The organism is Streptomyces nodosus, from assembly GCF_008704995.1.
Classification (GTDB): Bacteria; Actinomycetota; Actinomycetes; order Streptomycetales; family Streptomycetaceae; genus Streptomyces; species Streptomyces nodosus.
Map to the genome: position 1 here is coordinate 6,136,480 of NZ_CP023747.1, position 20,013 is coordinate 6,156,492.

The window sequence follows — 20,013 nt, forward strand, 5'->3', positions numbered from 1 at the left end:
GCACCGAGTACGGGAGCACAGTGAAACGTCTGTCATGGCCTCGATGGATGCCGGTCGATCCGTACATCCTTCTGCTGCTGGGCACCGTGGGACTCGCGGCCCTCGTCCCGGCGCGGGGCACGGCCGCCCCCGTAGCATCGGGCGCTGCCACGGCCGCGATCGCCTTTCTGTTCTTTCTCTACGGGGCCCGGCTCTCCACCCATGAGGCACTGGCCGGGCTCCGGCACTGGCGACTCCATGTCACCGTGCTGGCCTGCACATTCCTCGTCTTTCCCGCACTCGGCCTCGCCACGCGCGGCCTGGTGCCGGGACTCCTGACGCACGACCTCTACACCGGCCTGCTCTTTCTGACCCTCGTCCCCTCGACCATCCAGTCGTCGATCGCCTTCACCTCCATCGCCCGCGGCAATGTGCCCGCCGCGATCTGCGCGGGCTCCTTCTCCTCGCTCGCCGGCATCTTCGTCACCCCGCTGCTCGCGGCGGTGCTGCTCGGCAACAGCGGCGGCGGTCTCTCGACGGACTCGCTCGTCAAGATCGTGCTGCAGCTGCTGGTGCCGTTCCTCGCCGGGCAGCTGCTGCGCCGCTGGGTCGGGGGCTTTCTCACGCGGCACCGTACGGTGCTGGGACTGGTGGACCGCGGCTCGATCCTGCTGGTCGTCTACACCGCGTTCAGCGAGGGCGTGGTCCAGGGCATCTGGCACCAGGTGAGCCTGCTCAGACTGGGCGGCCTCCTGGTGGTCGAGGCGGCGCTGCTGGCCGTGATGCTCCTGCTGACCTGGTACGGCGGCCGTGCCCTGGGCTTCGACCGGGAGGACCGGATCGCGATCCAGTTCGCCGGGTCGAAGAAGTCCCTCGCCTCCGGACTGCCGATGGCGAGCGTGCTGTTCGGGACGCATGCCTCGCTCGCCGTGCTGCCGCTGATGCTCTTCCACCAGATGCAGCTCATGGTCTGCGCGGTGATCGCCAAACGCCGCGCCCGCGACCCACGGCCGGGCGATGCCGACGCGGGGAGGGCCATAGGCGCACCGGGCGCGGTCGGCACGGGGAGCCTGCCAGGCTGAGGCCGTCCCGGTCGAGGCCGTCCCGGCCGGATTCGCCCGGGACGGCGACGGGGACCGGTCAGCCCCGGCCGGCCGGGGTGTGCAGGGGGATGCGGTGCTCGCCCGCGTACACGTTCATGGAGCTGCCCCGCAGAAAGCCCACCAGGGTCAGTCCGGTCTCGGCGGCCAGGTCCACCGCGAGCGACGACGGCGCCGAGACCGCGGCCAGTACCGGGATGCCCGCCATCACGGCCTTCTGCGCCAGCTCGAAGGAGGCCCGGCCCGAGACCAGCAGGACGGCCCGGGACAGGGGCAGATCCCCGTTCTGCAGGGCGCGGCCGACCAGTTTGTCCACCGCGTTGTGCCGGCCCACGTCCTCGCGGACGTCGAGCAGCTCGCCGTCCTCGGTGAACAGGGCCGCCGCATGCAGGCCCCCGGTCCGGTCGAAGACCCGCTGGGCCGCACGCAGCCGGTCGGGGAGCAGCGCCAGCAGCTCCGGGTCCACCCGGAGCGGCGGGGCGTCGGCGATGGGCCAGCGCGCCGTGGTGCGGACCGCGTCCAGGCTCGCCTTGCCGCACAGTCCGCAGGAGGAGGTGGTGTAGACATTGCGCTCCAGCGTGATGTCGGGCAGCACCACGCCCGGCGAGGTCCGCACATCCACCACGTTGTAGGTGTTCGAGCCCGGTGGCCCGCTCGGCGCCCCGGCCCCGTCGTCCGCGGGGGAGCCGTCCCCATGGGTGGCCCCCGCGCAGTACACGATGCTCTGCACGTCTCCCTGTCCGCCCAGGGCACCCTCGCTGACCAGGAACCCGGCGGCCAGCGCGAAGTCGTCGCCCGGGGTGCGCATGGTGATGGCGAGGGGCTTCCCGTTGAGCCTGATCTCCAGCGGCTCCTCGGCGACGAGCGTGTCCGGCCGGGCGGAGACCGTCCCGTTGCGGATGCGGATCACCTTGCGTCGTTCCGTGACTCGTCCCATGTCCTCATCAGCCCCGGGTCTGTGCGTGCGGCCGGACGGAGCGGCCCTCGATGCGGCGGTCGCCCGGGTCACCGGTCGCCGCGGTGCGGCGGGGTGACCCCGACGATCTCATTGTCCTGCACATGGTCCCGCAGACACGGGGCCCCGGCGAGGGGGTGGTACGCCCCCTGCACGGGAGCGCCACGCCGAGCCGCACCCGTTCGCCCCGGCCCACCGGGTGACATCCGCTGCTCCGGGCGGCCGTAGGGGCACGAGGGTGTCCGAGGGGCTGCGGGAAGCCGACAACAAGGGCGCCCCTTTCCTGTCACTTCGCCTGCCGTCATACCCGTGAGTCATTGATCAGACTGGTGGATCCCGCTACCCACGGCCACAAGGGGGACCCGCCCATGACCGGCTCGCGTATCGTCGCCGTCGGCCACTACCAGCCCGCCAAGGTGCTCACCAACGAGGACCTGGCCACCATGGTCGACACCAACGACGAGTGGATCAGGACCCGGGTGGGCATCCGGACGCGTCATATCGCCGGCGACGACGAACCCGTCGACGAGCTGGCCGCGCACGCCGCAGCCAAGGCGCTCGCGTCGGCGGGACTGGCGCCCCGTGACATCGACCTGGTCGTGGTCGCCACCTCCACCGCCGTCGACCGCTCGCCCAACACCGCGGCCCGGGTCGCTGCCCGCCTCGGCATCCCCTCCCCGGCGGCGATGGACGTCAATGTCGTCTGCGCCGGTTTCACCCATGCGCTGGCCACCACCGACCACGCGGTGCGCGCGGGCGCGGCCACCCGGGCGCTCGTCATCGGGGCGGACAAGATGTCCGAGGTGGCGGACTGGAGCGACCGCACGACCTGTGTGCTGGTCGGCGACGGTGCCGGGGCCGCCGTCGTCGAGGCCGACCCGTCCGCCGAGGCGCCCGGGATCGGGCCCGTGCTGTGGGGTTCGGTGCCCGAGATGGGGCACGCGGTGCGCATCGAGGGCATGCCCCCGCGGTTCGCCCAGGAGGGCCAGAGCGTGTACCGGTGGGCGACCACCCAGCTGCCGCCCATCGCCCGCCGGGTCTGCGAGCGGGCCGGCACCGCGCCCGAGGACCTGGCCGCGGTCGTGCTGCACCAGGCCAACCTGCGCATCATCGAGCCGCTCGCCCAGAAGCTCGGTGCCGTGAACGCGGTGGTCGCCCGCGATGTCAGCGAATCCGGGAACACCTCCGCGGCGAGCATCCCGCTGGCCTTCTCCAAGCTCGTGGAACGCGGGGAGATCTCGACCGGGGACGAAGTGCTGCTCTTCGGCTTCGGCGGCAATCTGTCGTACGCGGGCCAGGTGGTCCGCTGCCCCTGAGCAGTCGCCGGGCCGTCACTTTGTCCTGGCAGTGGGGAAAGTCGTCGGTGATTGCTGTGAAACTTCTTCCCAGTTCCGGCAGTCGCTGATACGTTCCCCTCGAAAGCCCGGAGCGATCGGCCGATGCGGGGCGGGGAGGGGCGCGTGAGACGAATGACGGCACGACCGGCGAACGCGCACCAGGCCCGGCTGCTCAGGCTGTTGCGCGACGGGGGTCCCAACTCCCGCGCGCAACTGGGCGATCAGATCGAACTGTCACGGTCGAAGCTGGCCGTGGAGGTCGACCGGCTGCTGGAGACGGGGCTGGTCGTCGCGGACGGGTTCGCCGCCTCGCGCGGCGGACGCCGCTCCCACAACATCCGGCTCGCCCCCCATCTGCGCTTCCTCAGCGTCGACATCGGCGCGACCTCGGTCGACGTCGCGGTCACCAACGCCGAACTGGAGGTGCTGGGACACCTCAACCAGCCCATGGACGTACGCGAGGGCCCGGTCGCGGTCTTCGAGCAAGCCCTGTCCATGGCCGCGAAGTTGAAGGCCACCGGGCTGGCGGAGGGCTTCGACGGCGCCGGTATCGGCGTCCCGGGCCCGGTCCGCTTCCCCGAAGGCGTACCGGTCGCCCCGCCGATCATGCCGGGCTGGGACGGCTTCCCGGTCCGGGAGGCACTCAGCCAGGAACTCGGCTGCCCCGTCATGGTCGACAACGATGTGAACCTGATGGCCATGGGGGAGCAGCACGCGGGCGTCGCCCGCTCCGTGGGCGACTTCCTCTGCATCAAGATCGGTACCGGCATCGGCTGCGGCATCGTCGCCGGCGGTGAGGTCCACCGTGGTGCGACGGGCAGCGCGGGCGACATCGGCCATATCCAGGCCGTGCCCGAGGGACGCCCCTGCGCCTGTGGCAACCGGGGTTGCCTGGAGGCCCACTTCGGTGGCGCGGCCCTGGCCCGTGACGCACTGGAGGCGGCCCAGCAGGGACTGTCCCCGGAGCTCGCGGCACGGCTGGAGACCCAGGGCGGTCTCACCGCCGTCGATGTCGCCGCCGCGGCCGCCGCGGGCGACGCCACCGCGCTCGACCTCATCAGGGAGGGCGGCACCCGTACCGGCCAGGTCATCGCCGGCCTGGTCAGCTTCTTCAACCCCGGTCTCGTGGTGATCGGCGGCGGAGTGACCGGCCTCGGTCACACCCTGCTCGCCGCGATCCGCACCCAGGTCTACCGCCAGTCTCTGCCGCTGGCGACGGGCAATCTGCCCATCGTCCTCGGCGAGTTGGGCCACAAGGCCGGAGTCATCGGCGCGGCCCGCCTCATCAGCGACCACCTGTTCTCCCCCGTGTAGACGGCCCGTCCGGCTCCAGCAGAGATCACCCGCGGACAGCATCCGCGGGACCACCGCGCAGCGCACCGCAGGATCACTCGTACATCCGCACCGCAGGACCACCGCACAGCTGCACCGCAGGATCGCTCGTACACCCGTACCGCAGGACCACCGCACCCGCACCGCAGGTCCACCCGTACTGCAGGACCACCGCACACCCGCACCGCGGGACCACCCGTACACAGCACTCGCAGGACCACCGCTGAGATCACCGCGGTGACCGCCCGCAGCGAGACCCGCGGAGATCACCCGGCGCACGGCACCGCACCGTCCCGCACCGACTCGGCTCCGCCCGCACCTCGGCTCCACGTGCAACCAAGCTCTGCCCCCGCACCACCCGGCCACCGCCCCGCATCGCCCCGCCCCGAACACGCCTGCCCGGTACGCGTTCCGTTCCGAACCCGGCCCGTACGCCCGCCTGGGGGACCCACATGGCACCAGAACCGCCGCTGCTCACCATGTCCGGCATCACCAAGTCGTTCCCCGGAGTCCGGGCCCTCGACGGCGTCGACCTCGACGTCCAGGCCGGAGAAGTGCACTGTCTGCTCGGCCAGAACGGGGCCGGGAAGTCCACCCTGATCAAGGTCCTGGCCGGCGCCCACCAGCCCGACACCGGCACCATCCGCTGGTGCGGGGAAGAGGTCACCCTCCGCTCGCCCAGCGCCGCCATGCGCCGCGGCATCGCCACCATCTACCAGGAACTCGACCTGGTCGGGCACCTGTCGGTGGCCGAGAACGTCCACCTCGGCCATGAACCCACGGCCGCCGGATTCGTCGTACGGAAGGGAGCGGCCCGCGCGTCGACGGCCCGGCTCCTCGCCAGACTCGGACACCCCGAGATCGATCCCGCCCGTCTCGTCGGTGAACTGTCGGCGGCCCAGCAGCAGATCGTGTCGATGGCACGGGCGCTCTCCCACGACGTACGGCTCATCGTGATGGACGAGCCGTCCGCCGCGCTCGACCCGGACGAGGTCGACAACCTGTTCCGCATCGTGGGCGACCTGACCGCCCAAGGGGTCGCCGTGGTGTACATCTCGCACCGCCTGGAGGAGATCCGCCGCATCGGCGACCGGGTGACGGTCCTCAAGGACGGGCGGGCCGTGGCGGGCGGACTGCCGGCGAGGACCACACCGACCCGCGAGGTCGTGGCGCTGATGACGGGACGGAACGTCGAGTACGTCTTCCCCGAACGGCCCCCCTCGCCACCGGGCGGCACGCCCGTCCTTGAGGTCCGGGGGCTGGCCCGGGAGGGAGAGTTCGCGCCGCTCGACCTCGCCGTCCACCCCGGCGAGATCGTCGGCCTCGCGGGCCTCGTCGGCTCCGGACGCTCCGAGATCCTGGAGACCGTCTACGGCGCCCGCAGGCCCACCGCCGGTCAAGTCCTCGTGGACGGACGGCCGTTGCGCCCCGGTAGCGTACCCGCCGCGGTGCGCGCCGGGCTCGGGCTGGCACCCGAGGAACGCAAGGCACAGGCCCTGCTGATGCTGGAGTCCGTCACCCGCAATGTGTCCGTATCCTCCCTGTCCCGCTTCGCGCGCGGAGGATGGATCGACCGGGGCGCCGAACGCGGCGCGGCACGCGCGGCGACCCGCGAGCTGTCGCTGCGCCCCGACAACCCCTCCGTGCCGGTCCGCACCCTCTCCGGCGGCAACCAGCAGAAGGCCGTCCTGGCCCGCTGGCTGCTGCGCGGCTGCCGGGTGCTGCTGCTCGACGAGCCGACCCGCGGCGTCGACGTGGGAGCGCGCGCCGAGTTGTACGCGGTCGTCCGGCGCCTCGCCGACGAGGGCCTCGCGGTGCTGCTGGTCTCCAGCGAGGTGCCCGAGGTGCTCGGCCTGGCCGACCGTGTCCTGGTGCTGCGCGAGGGCCGCGTGGTGCACGAGGCGCCCGCCCGGGCCCTGGACGAACACCGCGTACTCGACCTGGTCATGGAAGGAAGCCCGGCATCATGACGCAGCACGTCTCCCCGCCCCGGGACAGCGCCGGCAAGCTGCCCCCGGCCGGCGGACTCCCCGCCTGGCGCTCCCTGCCGGCCCGCGCCGATGTCCGCACCCTGTCCCTGCTGGGTGTGCTCGCCGTGCTGATCCTGATCGGCGGGATCACCAGACCGGACGAGTTCCTGGACACCCGCAACCTCCAACTCGTCCTCACCCAGGCCTCGGTGATCGGTGTCGTCACCGTCGGCATGACCTTCGTCATCACCTCGGGCGGCATCGATCTCTCGGTCGGCGCGATCGTCGCCCTCTCCTCGGTCTGGGCGACCACCGTCGCGACCCAGGGGTACGGCTTCGCGGGCATCCTCTTCACCGCGATGATCGTCGGAGTGGGCTGCGGACTGGTCAACGGACTGCTGATCGCCTACGGCGGGATGGTCCCGTTCATCGCCACCCTCGCCATGCTGGCCTCGGCCCGCGGACTCGCCCTCCAGATCACCGACGGCAGGACCCAGATCGTCACCGTCGGCAGTGTGCTCAGGCTCGGCGAACGCGACTCCTATGTGCTGGGCGTCCCGCCGCTGGTGCTCGTCTTCGCCGCCGTCACCGTGATCGGCTGGCTGGTGCTCAACCGCACCACCTTCGGGCGCCGCACGGTCGCCGTGGGCGGCAACCCGGAGGCGGCCCGGCTGGCCGGCATCGACGTACGCCGTCAGCGGCTGTATCTGTATCTGCTGTCCGGACTGGCCTGCGGCATCGCCGCCTTCCTGCTGATCGTCCTGTCCGGCTCGGGCCAGAACACCAACGGCAACCTCTATGAACTCGACGCCATTGCGGCGGCGATCATCGGCGGCACGCTGCTCAGCGGGGGCCGCGGCACCATCACCGGCTCCGTGCTCGGTGTCCTGATCTTCACCACGATCACCAACATCTTCGCCCTGAACAACCTGCAGAGCGACGTCCAGGAGATCGCCAAGGGCGCGATCATCGTCGCCGCCGTGCTGGTCCAGCGCCGTACCGCGAGCACGACCTGAGGAAAGGGTTCACCGCCATGTCACAGCAGACGCCGTTCACCAGCCGCAGAGGACTGCTCTTCGGGACCGCCGCCGTGTCCGCCGGTGCCTTCCTCACCGCGTGCACGAGCAACGAGCCCAAGAGCGAGAAGACCGCCGCGAACGACACCCCGGCCACCGACGGCAAGCCCGGCACGCACGTCACCATCGGCTTCGCCGGACCCCAGGCCGACCACGGCTGGCTCAACGCCATCAACGACAACGCCAAGAGCCGCGCCGAGAAGTACGAGGACGTCACCCTGGAGATCACCGAGGGTTCCAACGACACGGCCGCGCAGATCGGTCAGATCGAGACCCTCATCAACAAGAAGGTCGACGTCCTGGTGGTGCTGCCCGCCGACGGCAAGGCGCTCACCCAGGTCGGGCTGAAGGCGATGCGCGCGGGCATCCCGGTCGTCAACCTCGACCGCATCTTCAACACCCCCCAGGCCTACCGCTGCTGGGTCGGCGGCGACAACTACGGCATGGGGCTCAACGCCGGCCACTACATCGGCGAGAAGCTCAAGGGGAAGTCCGACGCCCGGGTCATCGAACTGGCCGGCCTCGACAACCTGGAACTCACCAAACAGCGCACCCAGGGCTTCGACGACGCGCTCAAGAACTACCCGAACATCAAGAAGGTGGCCCGCCAGGCCGCCGAGTTCACGGTCGAGTCCGGACAGGCCAAGATGGCCCAACTCCTCCAGGCCCAGCCGAAGTTCGACGCCGTGTGGAATCACGACGACGACCAGGGCGTGGGTGCCCTGCGGGCCGTCGAACAGGCCGGCCGGGACGGCTTTCTGATGGTCGGCGGCGCGGGCGCGCTGTCCGCCTTCGAGGCCATCAAGCAGGACAACGGCGTGCTGAAGGCGACCGTGCTGTATCCGCCGACCATGGCCGCCTCCGCGATCGACCTCGCCCGCGCCCTCGGCCAGGGCAAGGGGATCGGCGGCCTCGCCGAGTACGAGATCCCGGCCTCGATCACTCTCTATTCGGCCGTCGTCGACAAGGACAACGTCGACCGGTACATGCCCACCGGCTTCCGCTGATCCTTCGGCCCTGCACCCCCACGGCCTTATCACGACGAGGACGACGAGGAGTACTCACGCATGGCACAGCCGCAGCAGTCAGAAGGGGCAGAGAGCGAACGGCCGTCCGCCGCCGAGCAGTCGGCGGGCGCCGCGGCCGGGGGGCCGGAGCGTGCCCGGACCGCGAGGCCGGCGCTCCGCGTCGGCATGGTCGGCTACGCCTTCATGGGCGCCGCCCACTCCCAGGGCTGGCGCACCGTGGGCCGGGTCTTCGATCTGCCGCTGACCCCGGTCCTCGCCGCGATCTGCGGCCGCGACGCGACCGCCGTGCGGGCGGCCGCCGACCGGCACGGCTGGGCGACGGCCGAGACCGACTGGCGGGCCCTGATCGCCCGGGACGACATCGACCTCGTCGACATCTGCACCCCCGGCGACAGCCATGCGGAGATCGCCCTCGCCGCCCTCGCGGCAGGCAAGCATGTGCTGTGCGAGAAGCCCCTCGCCAACACCGTCGCGGAGGCCGAGGCGATGACCCGGGCGGCAGAAGCCGCCCGGGAGCGGGGCCGGCTGGCGATGGTGGGCTTCAACTACCGGCGCCTGCCCGCCATGGCGCTGGCCCGGCGGATGGTGACCGAGGGCCGGATCGGCACCCTGCGCCACGTCCGGGTCGCGTATCTCCAGGACTGGCTGGTGGACCCGGACTTCCCGCTGACCTGGCGGCTGCGCAAGGAGTCCGCGGGATCGGGGGCGCTCGGCGATCTGGGTGCCCATGCCGTCGACCTCGCCCAGTTCCTCGCGGGGGAGCGGCTGGCCGGGGTCTCCGCCCTCACCGAGACCTTCGTCCGTGAACGCCCGCTGCCCGGCGGACCCACCAGCGGTCTGTCCGCCGTGGCGAGCGGCGGCACCGGACCGGTCACCGTGGACGACGCGGCCCTGTTCGCCGGCCGGTTCACCTCCGGCGCCCTGGCCTCCTTCGAGGCCACCCGGTACGCCACCGGACGCAGGAACGCGCTGCGCATCGAGCTCAACGGCGAGCGCGGCTCGCTCGCCTTCGACCTGGAGCGGCTCAACGAGCTGGAATACCACGACGGTACGGAACCGGGGATGTACGCCGGCTTCCGCCGCATCCTCGTCACCGAACCCGACCACCCCTATCTGCACGCCTGGTGGCCGCCGGGCCACGGCCTCGGCTATGAGCACACCTTCGTCCACCAGGCCCACGACCTCGTGCACGCGATCGCCGAGGGCCGCGAGGCCGACCCCTCCTTCGCCGACGGGCTCCAGGTCCAGCGCGTCCTGGCGGCGGTCGAGGAGAGCGCCGCGAAGAACTCCGTCTACACCACCGTCGCCGTCTGAGGAGGCCCCGTCATGCCGCGCACCTTCACACTCTTCACCGGTCAGTGGGCGGACCTCCCCCTCGAGGAGGTCTGCCGCCTCGCCCGGGACTTCGGCTACGACGGACTGGAACTCGCCTGCTGGGGAGACCATTTCGAGGTCGACAAGGCCCTCGCCGACCCGGGGTACCTCGCCTCCCGGCATCAGCTGCTCGACAAGTACGGCCTCAAGTGCTGGGCGATCTCCAACCATCTGGTCGGCCAGGCCGTGTGCGACGCCATCATCGACGAACGCCACCGGGCCATCCTGCCCGCCCGCATCTGGGGCGACGGCGAGGCGGAGGGCGTACGGCGCCGGGCCGCGACCGAGATCGCAGACACCGCGCGGGCCGCCGCCGCCTTCGGCGTCGACACCGTGATCGGCTTCACCGGCTCCGCCGTCTGGCATCTGGTCGCCATGTTCCCGCCCGCCCCCGAATCCATGATCGAACGCGGCTACCAGGACTTCGCCGAGCGCTGGAACCCGATCCTCGACGTCTTCGACACCGAGGGCGTACGGTTCGCGCACGAGGTCCACCCCAGCGAGATCGCCTACGACTACTGGACGACCCAGCGGGCCCTGGCCGCCGTCGACCACCGTCCCGCCTTCGGACTGAACTTCGACCCCTCGCACTTCGTGTGGCAGGACCTCGACCCGGTCGGCTTCCTGTGGGACTTCCGCGACCGCATCTACCACGTGGACTGCAAGGAGGCCCGCAAACGCCTCGACGGACGCAACGGCCGGCTCGGCTCCCATCTGCCCTGGGGCGATCCCCGCCGCGGCTGGGACTTCGTCTCCGCCGGGCACGGTGACGTCCCCTGGGAGGACGTCTTCCGCATGCTGCGCTCCATCGGATACCAGGGTCCCGTCTCCGTCGAGTGGGAGGACGCCGGGATGGACCGGCTCCAGGGCGCCCCCGAGGCACTGACCCGCCTCAAGGCGTACGACTTCGAGCCGCCGTCGGCCTCCTTCGACGCGGCGTTCGGCGGCAACGACTGAGCGCTGTCCGGTGGTTCCGCCCGACCGGAACCACCGGACACCGCCCCGGCGCACCACCGCAGCACCCCCCATGACCCCGGGATGACGGCGCATCCCGGCGCACCGCACCCGCCCCGTACGACCGGCCTTTCTCTGGAGGCATCCGTGCACGGGAACGATCGCACCACCGGTACCGGCAGAATCGAGACCCACAGACGACGCCCGTCCTTCCGCAAGGCCGTCGCGCTCCTCGGCGGGCTGCTGCTGGCGGGCGCCGGCCTCACCCTCACCGCCCCGGGGGCCGGCGCAGCCGTCGCCGACCCGGGAACCACGGCCGCCGAGCCGGACTTCCAGCAGGTCACCCTCGCCAAGGGCGAGGCGGAGGTCGGCGAGCCCATGTCGCTCGCGGTCCTCCCGGACCGCTCCGTACTGCACACCTCGCGCAGCGGAGAACTCCGTATCACCGACGCCGACGGCACCACCCGGCTGGCCGGCAAGCTCGACGTCTACTCGCACGACGAAGAGGGCCTCCAAGGCGTCGGCGTCGACCCGGACTTCAACGACAACCGGTTCATCTACCTCTACTACGCACCCCCGTTGAACACTCCGGGCGACGACGCCCCGGAGAACGGCACCGCCGCCGACTTCGCGCCCTACGACGGCGTCAACCGGCTGTCGCGCTTCGTCCTGAACACCGACGGGACGCTCGACGCGTCGAGCGAGCAGAAGATCCTCGACGTCGCGACCTCCCGAGGGATCTGCTGCCATGTCGGCGGCGACATCGACTTCGACCAGGACGGCAACCTGTATCTGTCGACGGGCGACGACAGCAACCCGTTCCAGTCGGACGGCTACGCCCCCCTGGACGGCCGCGACGGCCGCAACCCCGCCTTCGACGCCCGGCGTTCGGCCGGCAACACCAACGACCTGCGCGGCAAGATCCTGCGCATCAAGGTGAACGCCGACGGCTCGTACTCCATCCCCGAGGGCAACCTCTTCCCGCCCGGCACCGACCGGACCCGCCCCGAGATCTATGCCATGGGCCTGCGCAACCCCTTCCGCTTCAGCGTCGACAAGGCCACCGGCATCCTCTACGTCGGCGACTACGGCCCCGACGCAGGCGCCGCCGACCCCCAGCGCGGCCCTGCCGGACAGGTCGAGTTCAACCGCATCACCGGCGCCGGCAACTTCGGCTGGCCGTACTGCACGGGCGCCAACGACGCCTACCGCGAGTACGACTTCGCCACCCGCACCTCGGGTGCCGCCTACGACTGCGACGCCCCGAAGAACACCTCGCCGCACAACACCGGACTGACCGATCTGCCCCCGGCCCAGCCCGCCTGGATCCCCTACGACGGCCCGTCCGTACCCGAGTTCGGCGACGGCTCCGAGTCCCCGATGGGCGGACCGGTCTACCACTACGACCCGACCCTCGACTCGGCGGTGAAGTTCCCCGAGGAGTACGACGGCAACTTCTTCGCCGGGGAGTTCGGCCGGCGCTGGATCAAGCGGATCGTCACCGACGACGACGGCACCGTCCGGTCCATCAACCCCTTCCCCTGGAGCGGCACCCAGGTGATGGACATGGCCTTCGGCCCCGACGGCGCCCTCTACGTCCTGGACTACGGCACCTCCTGGTTCGGCGGCGACGACAACTCGGGCCTCTACCGCATCGAGAACGTCACCGACGGCCACGCACCGGTGGCCCGGGCCGCGGCCGACCGCACCTCAGGAAAGGCCCCGCTCAAGGTGACCTTCTCCTCCGCGGGCACCGGCGACCAGGACGGCGACGCGCTCACCTACCACTGGGACTTCGGTGACGGCGGCACCTCCACCGCCCTCAACCCGACGCACAAATACAACAAGAACGGGACCTACACGGCGACCCTGACCGTCAAGGACCCCACCGGGTTCAGCGGCAACGCGAGCGTGCAGATCGTGGTCGGCAACACCGCGCCCACCGTGACCCTGCAACTCCCGCAGGACGGGCAGCTGTTCTCCTTCGGTGACGCGATTCCGTTCAAGGTGAAGGTCACCGACCCCGAGGACAAGAAGATCGACTGCACCAAGGTCAAGGTCACCTTCATCCTCGGCCACGACACCCACGGCCACCCGCTGACCTCAGCCGACGGCTGCTCCGGCACCATCCGGACCAGCGCCGACGGCGGCCATGACGAGAACGCCAACATCTTCGGTGTCTTCGACGCCGAATACACCGACGGCGGGGGCGGCGGCCAGGCCCCGCTTACCACCCACGCCCGCAATGTCACCCAGCCCCGCCACCGCCAGGCCGAGCACTTCGGTGACTCCTCCGGCATCTCCGTGATCGCCAAGGACGCCGCGCACGGCGCCAAGACGGTCGGCGACATCCATGACGGCGACTGGATCTCCTTCACCCCCTACGCCCTGAGCGACGCCAGGACGTTCACGGCGCGCATCTCCTCCGGCGGCGCGGGCGGCACCCTGGAGATCCGCACCGGCTCCCCGAAGGGCACCCTGCTCGGCAAGGCCACCGTGCCGGTGACCGGCGGCTGGGAGACCTTCCAGGACGTCAGCGCGAAACTGTCCAAGGCACCGAAGGCCACCACCACGCTCTATCTGGTCTTCAGAGGCGGCTCCGGGGCCCTCTTCGACGTGGACGACTTCACCTTCACCACCGGCTGAGGGGAGGACGCCATGCGGATCACCGGCCGACTGACGACCGCCGTCGTGGGAGCCGCGCTGGTACTGGGCTGCGTCTCACAACCGGCCCTGTCCCAGGCCTCGGGCAAGCCGGACAGGACGGGGAAGCGGGTGCTGGTCTTCTCCAGGACCGCCGGCTTCCGCCACGACTCCATCCCGGAGGGCATCGAGGCGGTGAAGCGGCTCGGCGAGCAGGGCGGCTTCACCGTCGACGCCACGGAGGACGCGAAGGCCTTCACCCCGGGGCACCTGAAGCGCTATGACGCGGTGGTGTTCCTGTCGACGACGGGAGATGTGCTCGACCCCGCGCAGCAGCGGGCCTTCGAGGACTACATCCACAAGGGCGGCGGCTATGTGGGCGTGCACGCCGCCGCCGACACCGAGTACGACTGGGAGTTCTACGGCGGCCTCGCCGGGGCCTACTTCGAGTCGCACCCGGAGATCCAGAGCGCCCGGGTGGACGTGGAGGACCGCGCCCACCCGGCGACCTCGGAACTGGCACGGACCTGGGAACGCACCGACGAGTGGTACAACTACCGCTCCGATCCACGGGACCGGGCCCATGTCCTCGCCTCGCTCGACGAGTCCTCGTACACCGGCGGCACCATGCACGGGGACCATCCGATCGCCTGGTGCCAGAACTACCGGGGCGGCCGGGCCTTCTACACCGGCGGCGGCCACACCAAGGAGTCCTACGCCGAACCGGCCTTCCTCCGGCACCTGCTGGGCGGAATCCGCTGGACCATCGGCGACGCACAGGCGGACTGCCGCCCGGAGAACGGCTACCGGCCGCTCTTCGACGGCACGGCCGGCTCGCTGTCCGGCTGGAAGCAGGCGGGCCCGGGCTCCTTCACCCTGGACGAGGACGGCACCCTGACCTCGACGGGCGGCATGGGCCTGCTCTGGTACGCCGAGCGTACGTACCAGGCGTACTCGCTCAAGCTCGACTGGAAGATGGCCGGCGACGACAACTCCGGTGTGTTCGTGGGCTTCCCGCCCTCGGACGACCCCTGGTCGGCCGTGGACAACGGATATGAGATCCAGATCGACGCCACCGACGAACCCGACCGGACCACCGGGGCCGTCTACGGCTTCCAGTCCGCCGACCTGAAGAAGCGCGACCGCGCGCTGAACCCGCCGGGGGAGTGGAACACGTACGAGATCCGTGTGGAGGGCGAGCGCCTCCGCATCTGGCTCAACGGCGTGCAGATCAACGATTTCACCAACACCGATCCGGCCCGGAGCCTGCGCGACGGACACCTCGGCATCCAGAACCACGGAGCCGACGACCAGGTGTCCTTCCGCGACATCCGGATCAAGGAACTGCCCGTCGAGGGCCACTGAGCGGCGGCGGGCGGGAGACGCCGGACTCCCGCCCGCCGCCTTCCCCTCCGTCTCCGTCGGGTTCTTCGTCTCTGTTGGGTTCTTCTCGCACGACAAGGAGGCTGCCCATGTCCGCGTCCCCCTCCCGAAGCCGCCACGGGGTGTGGCTGATCGGTGCCCGGGGCTCCGTCGCCACCACCGTCGTCGCGGGCTGCGGCGCCCTGACCGGGGGCCTGCACCCGCCCACGGGCCTGGTCACCGAGACACCGGTGTTCGCCGGCTGTGGCCTCCCGGCCCTGTCCTCCCTCGTCTTCGGCGGCCATGACACCGTGGACTGCCCCCTGCCCAAGCGGGCCGAGGCGCTGGCCGCGGGCGGGGTGCTGCCGCGCGGACTGCCCTCCGCCGTCGCCGCCGAACTCGCCGCCGCCGAAGCCGAGATCAGACCCGGCGGCCCCGCCCCGCACGACGAGCGGGACGAGCGGGAACTGATCTCCTCCTTCGCCACGGACGTCCGGGACTTCGTACGACGGCACGGGCTCGCGGGGGCGGTCGTCGTCAATGTGGCCTCCACCGAGCCCGCGGCGACCGGCGACCGGCTGCCGCCGAGCGCCCTGTACGCAGCCGCCGCCCTCGAGGCCGGCTGCCCCTATGTGAACTTCACCCCGTCGACGGGACTGCACCATCCGGCGCTGGCCGCGACGGCGGCGGCCAGCGGACTGCCCTACGCGGGACGGGACGGCAAGACCGGCCAGACACTGCTGCGATCGGTCCTCGGCCCGATGTTCGCGCAGCGCGCCCTGTCGGTACGGGCCTGGTCCGGCACCAATCTGCTGGGCGGCGGCGACGGCAGCTCCCTGGCCGACCCGGCCGCGGCGGCCGCCAAGAACGCCGGCAAGGAAAGAGTCCTCGCCGACACCCTCGGCACCACCCCGGAGGGCGAGGTGCACATCGACGACGTACCCGCACTCGGCGACTGGAAGACCGCCTGGGACCACATCGCCTTCGACGGCTTCCTCGGCGCCCGCATGGTGCTGCAGACCATCTGGCAGGGCTGCGACTCGGCGCTGGCCGCCCCGCTGGTCCTCGACCTCGCCCGGCTGACCCTGCGCGCCCACCGGGTCGGACTGTCCGGGCCCCTGGGCGAACTGGGCTTCTACTTCAAGGACCCGGTGGGGGAGGGACCCTCGGCGCTCGGGGAGCAGTACGCGGCACTGGCCGGGTTCGCGGCACGGCTGCGCGCGGCGGCCGAGGCGCCCACCGGGGAGCCGCGATGAGCCACGACGAGCCGGGCGCCGGTCCGTCCGGAACCGCCGTCACACCCCCATCGGCCCTGCGCACCCGGAGCGACGGCCGCCGCGGCACACTCCACGCCTGGGCCGAACTCCTCCGCGTACCCGCCCTGTTCACCGTCCCCGGCGACGCACTGGCGGGCGCCGCCGCCGTCTCCGCCCGCCCCACCCCCCGAACCCTGCTGGCCATCGGCTCCTCCCTGTGCCTGTACGAGGCGGGCATGGCCCTCAACGACTGGGCCGACCGTGACGAGGACGCCCGGGAACGCCCGCACCGCCCCCTCCCCTCCGGCCGGGTGCACCCCACCGCGGCCCTGGCCGCGGCCTGCGCCCTCACCGCGGCCGGTCTCACCCTGGCGGCCCGCGCGGGCCGCCCCGCACTCGCCGTCGCGGCCCCCCTGGCGGCGACCGTGTGGGCGTACGACCTGACGCTGAAACACACCCCGGCGGGACCGGCCGCGATGGCGGCGGCCCGGGGCCTCGACCTGCTGCTCGGCGCCGCGGCAGGCGCCGGCCGGGTCCGCCCGGCCCTGCGCCCGGCGGCCCTGCTCTCCACCCACACCCTCGCGGTCACCGCGGTCTCCCGCCATGAGACCCGCGGCGGCGCGCCCCTGACCGCCCTGGCCGCGCTCGCCACGACCGGCGCGCTCACCACGATGCTGACCCGCCGGCGCACCCCCGGAGCCGGACGCCTCGGCCCGGGGGCCGGGCGCGGCCGACGGCTCCCGCCGGGCCGAGGGGACACGGCCGGGCCGGAGCCGTCGGACGGGGGCGCACAGCCGTCCGGGGGCGGCCTCCCGCGGACCGGCCGCACCGCCGGGGACGCGGGGGGCGGCCCTCCGCACGCCGGCCGCACCGCCGGGGACGCCCTGAGCGGCCTCCTCGCCGCCGCCTACGCCACGACCGCAGCCCGCCCCTGCGCCCATGCCGTTCTCAACCCGTCACCCCCGCTCACCCAACGCGCCGTCGGCGGCGGCATCCGCGCCATGATCCCGCTCCAGGCGGCGCTCACCGCCCGCTCCGGCGCCCCGGTCAGCGCGCTGTTCACCGCCGCCCTGGCCCCGATCGCCGCGAGGTTCGCGAGAAAGGTGAGCGTGACATGACCCCTCAGCCCTCCCGCTCCCCGGCGACCGGACGGGCGGCCCCCCGAAGCCCCCTGCGGTTCGGCTACGGCACCAACGGGCTCGCCGACCTCCGTCTGGACGACGCCCTCGGCCTCCTCGCCGACCTCGGCTACGACGGCGTCGGACTGACCCTCGACCATATGCACCTCGACCCGCTCGCCCCCGACCTCGCCGCCCGCACCCGCCGGGTCGCGCACCGCCTGGCGGCGCTCGGCCTGGAGGTCACCGTGGAGACGGGCGCCCGCTATGTGCTCGACCCGCGCCGCAAACACGGCCCCTCCCTCCTCGACCCGGACCCCGACGACCGCGCCCGCCGCACCGCCCTGCTCACCGACGCCGTCCGGGTCGCCGCCGAACTCGGCGCCCATGCGGTGCACTGCTTCAGCGGGGTGACCCCGGCCGGAACCGACGAGGACACCGCATGGAAGCGGCTCGCCGAGGGTCTCGCCCCTGTCCTGGCGGCGGCCGGCGCCTCGGGCGTCCCCCTCGCCGTGGAGCCCGAACCCGGACATCTGCTGGCGACCCTCGCCGACTTCCATCGGCTCCGGCGCACCCTCGACGACCCCGGACACCTCGGTCTCACCCTGGACATCGGCCACTGCCAGTGCCTCGAACCGCTGCCGCCCGCCGACTGTGTGCGCGCCGCCGCCCCCTGGCTGCGGCACGTCCAGATCGAGGACATGCGGCGCGGCGTCCATGAACACCTTCCCCTCGGGGAGGGCGAGATCGACTTCCCGACCGTCCTCGCGGCCCTGTCCGCCACCGGCTACCGGGGCCTGACCGTCGTCGAACTCCCCCGCCACTCCCACGCCGGACCTCACTACGCGGAACGCTCCCTCCCGTTCCTCCGCACGGCATTCGCCGGGTCCGGACCCGCCACGGAGCCGGCGGCCGTACCTCCCCATGGCGAGCCCTCCGCCACCCCCGAAGGGAGCACCGGATGAGCCAGACCCACCCCACCCCGGCCGGCCCGGAGACGGGCACCACCCCCGCCCTCGCCTCCCCGGACGAGCTGCGCGCCCGCCTCGACCGCCGTCTCGACCCCGCCGCCCGCGCCTGGCTCGACCGGGCCCTCGACGAAGCCGCCGGCCACCCGGACACCCATGGGCCCGTCTCCGCCTGGGAGTTGCGGCTCGCCGAGGCCGGCCGCCGCTGCGGCCCCGCGCACGCCGACGCCGTCCGGGTCCTCATCCTCAGCGCCGCACACCCCGGCACCGACGCCCTCACCCGCGTCTACCGGCAGGGCACCGCCGACGAACGCCGCGCCGTCCTGCACGCCCTGGCCCACCTGCTGCCCGGCCCCGAAGCCGTCCCGCTGGTCGAGGACGCGCTGCGGACCAACGACACCCGGCTCCTCGCCGCGGCCGTCGGCCCCTACGCCGCCCGGCATCTGGACGCCCACTCCTGGCGGCACGCCGTCCTGAAGTGCCTGTTCACCGGCGTCCCCGTCGAGGAGGTCGCCGACCTGGCCGGGCGCGCCGCCGGGGACGCCGAACTCGCCCGCATGCTCGGCGACTACGCCGCCGAACGCACCGCCGCGGGCCGTCCCGTGCCCCAAGGACTGCACCATGTGCTCGCCCTGACCGGGTCCGCGCCCGCCCTGCACACCACGGACGACCCCCACGGCAAGGAGTCCTGATGCGCATCTTCGACCCCCATATCCATATGACCTCCCGCACCACCGACGACTACGAGGCCATGCACGCCGCGGGCGTCCGCGCCCTCGTCGAGCCCTCCTTCTGGCTCGGCCAGCCCCGCACCTCGCCCGCCTCCTTCCTGGACTACTTCGACTCCCTGCTCGGCTGGGAACCCTTCCGCGCCGCCCAGTACGGCATCGCCCACCACTGCACCCTCGCCCTCAACCCCAAGGAGGCGGGCGACCCCCGCTGCACCCCCGTCCTCGACGAACTGCCCCGGTATCTGGTCAAGGACCGAGTGGTCGCCGTCGGCGAGATCGGCTACGACTCCATGACCCCCGCCGAGGACCACGCCCTCGCCGCCCAGCTCCAGCTCGCCGCCGACCACGGGCTGCCCGCGCTCGTCCACACCCCGCACCGGGACAAGCTCGCCGGTCTGCGCCGCACCCTCGACGTGGTCCGGGAGTCAGCGCTGCCCCCCGAACGCGTCCTGGTCGACCACCTCAACGAGACCACCCTGAAGGAGGCCGACAACAGCGGCTGCTGGCTGGGCTTCTCCGTCTACCCCGACACCAAGATGGACGAGGAGCGGATGGTCGCGATCCTCCGCGCCCACGGACCCGAACGGGTCCTGGTCAACTCCGCCGCGGACTGGGGCAGAAGCGACCCGCTCAAGACCCGCGCGGTGGGCGACCTGATGCTCGCCCGGGGCTTCACCGAGGACGACGTCGACCGGGTGCTGTGGCGCAACCCCGTCGCCTTCTACGGACTCAGCGGCCGACTGAGCCTCGACCTCACCGACACCGACACCGGCGCGACCGGGACCGGGGCCACCCACGAGGGCAACTCCATCCTCCGCGGCGGGGAGTGA

General features: G+C 72.2%; 16 protein-coding genes. 15 read left to right on the forward strand and 1 reads right to left on the reverse strand.

Features of this window, described 5'->3' with window-relative positions; genetic code table 11:
• The first annotated feature begins 20 nt into the window (after positions 1-20).
• Positions 21-1,061: a bile acid:sodium symporter family protein gene (locus tag CP978_RS27490; protein WP_043445190.1), complete on the forward strand. Its 1,041-nt coding sequence runs from the start codon at positions 21-23 to the stop codon at positions 1,059-1,061.
• 58 nt (positions 1,062-1,119) lie between these two features.
• On the opposite strand, the gene fdhD is transcribed toward CP978_RS27490, so the two are convergent.
• The gene (gene fdhD, locus CP978_RS27495) at positions 1,120-2,016 is read right to left on the reverse strand and encodes a formate dehydrogenase accessory sulfurtransferase FdhD (RefSeq protein WP_043445191.1); all 897 of its coding nucleotides are present in this window, start codon (positions 2,014-2,016) and stop codon (positions 1,120-1,122) included.
• A gap of 386 nt (positions 2,017-2,402) precedes the next feature.
• Between fdhD and CP978_RS27500 the strand changes: the two genes are divergently transcribed.
• The 14 genes from CP978_RS27500 to CP978_RS27565 all read left to right on the forward strand — a co-directional run bounded on the left by CP978_RS27500 (position 2,403) and on the right by CP978_RS27565 (position 20,013).
• Positions 2,403-3,350, forward strand: a complete 948-nt coding sequence (locus CP978_RS27500) for a beta-ketoacyl-ACP synthase III (protein WP_043445193.1) — start codon at positions 2,403-2,405, stop codon at positions 3,348-3,350.
• 153 nt (positions 3,351-3,503) lie between these two features.
• Positions 3,504-4,685, forward strand: coding sequence for an ROK family transcriptional regulator (locus tag CP978_RS27505; protein WP_043445195.1), 1,182 nt, complete (start codon positions 3,504-3,506; stop codon positions 4,683-4,685).
• Between the two features lie 470 nt (positions 4,686-5,155).
• On the forward strand, positions 5,156-6,673 hold the full coding sequence (locus tag CP978_RS27510; RefSeq protein WP_043445198.1) for a sugar ABC transporter ATP-binding protein: 1,518 nt from the start codon (positions 5,156-5,158) through the stop codon (positions 6,671-6,673).
• Positions 6,670-7,689, forward strand: a complete 1,020-nt coding sequence (locus CP978_RS27515; RefSeq protein WP_043445201.1) for an ABC transporter permease — start codon at positions 6,670-6,672, stop codon at positions 7,687-7,689. The genes CP978_RS27510 and CP978_RS27515 overlap by 4 nt, the downstream gene beginning before the upstream one ends.
• A gap of 17 nt (positions 7,690-7,706) precedes the next feature.
• The gene (locus CP978_RS27520) at positions 7,707-8,756 is read left to right on the forward strand and encodes a substrate-binding domain-containing protein (protein WP_043445203.1); all 1,050 of its coding nucleotides are present in this window, start codon (positions 7,707-7,709) and stop codon (positions 8,754-8,756) included.
• A gap of 60 nt (positions 8,757-8,816) precedes the next feature.
• Positions 8,817-10,091: a Gfo/Idh/MocA family protein gene (locus CP978_RS27525; protein WP_043445205.1), complete on the forward strand. Its 1,275-nt coding sequence runs from the start codon at positions 8,817-8,819 to the stop codon at positions 10,089-10,091.
• A gap of 12 nt (positions 10,092-10,103) precedes the next feature.
• Positions 10,104-11,108 (forward strand): sugar phosphate isomerase/epimerase family protein, encoded by a 1,005-nt coding sequence (locus tag CP978_RS27530; protein WP_043445207.1) that lies wholly within the window; start codon positions 10,104-10,106, stop codon positions 11,106-11,108.
• A 144-nt stretch (positions 11,109-11,252) separates the two neighbouring features.
• Positions 11,253-13,751, forward strand: a complete 2,499-nt coding sequence (locus tag CP978_RS27535; RefSeq protein ID WP_043445209.1) for a PQQ-dependent sugar dehydrogenase — start codon at positions 11,253-11,255, stop codon at positions 13,749-13,751.
• A 12-nt stretch (positions 13,752-13,763) separates the two neighbouring features.
• Complete coding sequence (locus CP978_RS27540; protein ID WP_043445212.1) at positions 13,764-15,113, forward strand: ThuA domain-containing protein; 1,350 nt, start codon at positions 13,764-13,766, stop codon at positions 15,111-15,113.
• A 107-nt stretch (positions 15,114-15,220) separates the two neighbouring features.
• Entirely contained in the window at positions 15,221-16,366 is a 1,146-nt protein-coding gene (locus CP978_RS27545; RefSeq protein WP_043445213.1) for an inositol-3-phosphate synthase, read from the forward strand.
• Positions 16,363-17,484 carry an SCO3242 family prenyltransferase gene (locus CP978_RS27550; RefSeq protein ID WP_150478320.1) on the forward strand — a complete coding sequence of 374 codons (1,122 nt, stop codon included), beginning with the start codon at positions 16,363-16,365 and terminating at the stop codon, positions 17,482-17,484. Before CP978_RS27545 ends, CP978_RS27550 begins: the two co-directional genes overlap by 4 nt.
• A complete protein-coding gene (locus CP978_RS27555) occupies positions 17,481-18,449 on the forward strand; it encodes a sugar phosphate isomerase/epimerase family protein (RefSeq protein WP_043445215.1) in 969 nt (322 codons plus the stop codon). The genes CP978_RS27550 and CP978_RS27555 overlap by 4 nt, the downstream gene beginning before the upstream one ends.
• Entirely contained in the window at positions 18,446-19,144 is a 699-nt protein-coding gene (locus CP978_RS27560) for an EboA domain-containing protein (RefSeq protein ID WP_043445217.1), read from the forward strand. The genes CP978_RS27555 and CP978_RS27560 overlap by 4 nt, the downstream gene beginning before the upstream one ends.
• Entirely contained in the window at positions 19,144-20,013 is an 870-nt protein-coding gene (locus CP978_RS27565; RefSeq protein ID WP_043445219.1) for a TatD family hydrolase, read from the forward strand. Before CP978_RS27560 ends, CP978_RS27565 begins: the two co-directional genes overlap by 1 nt.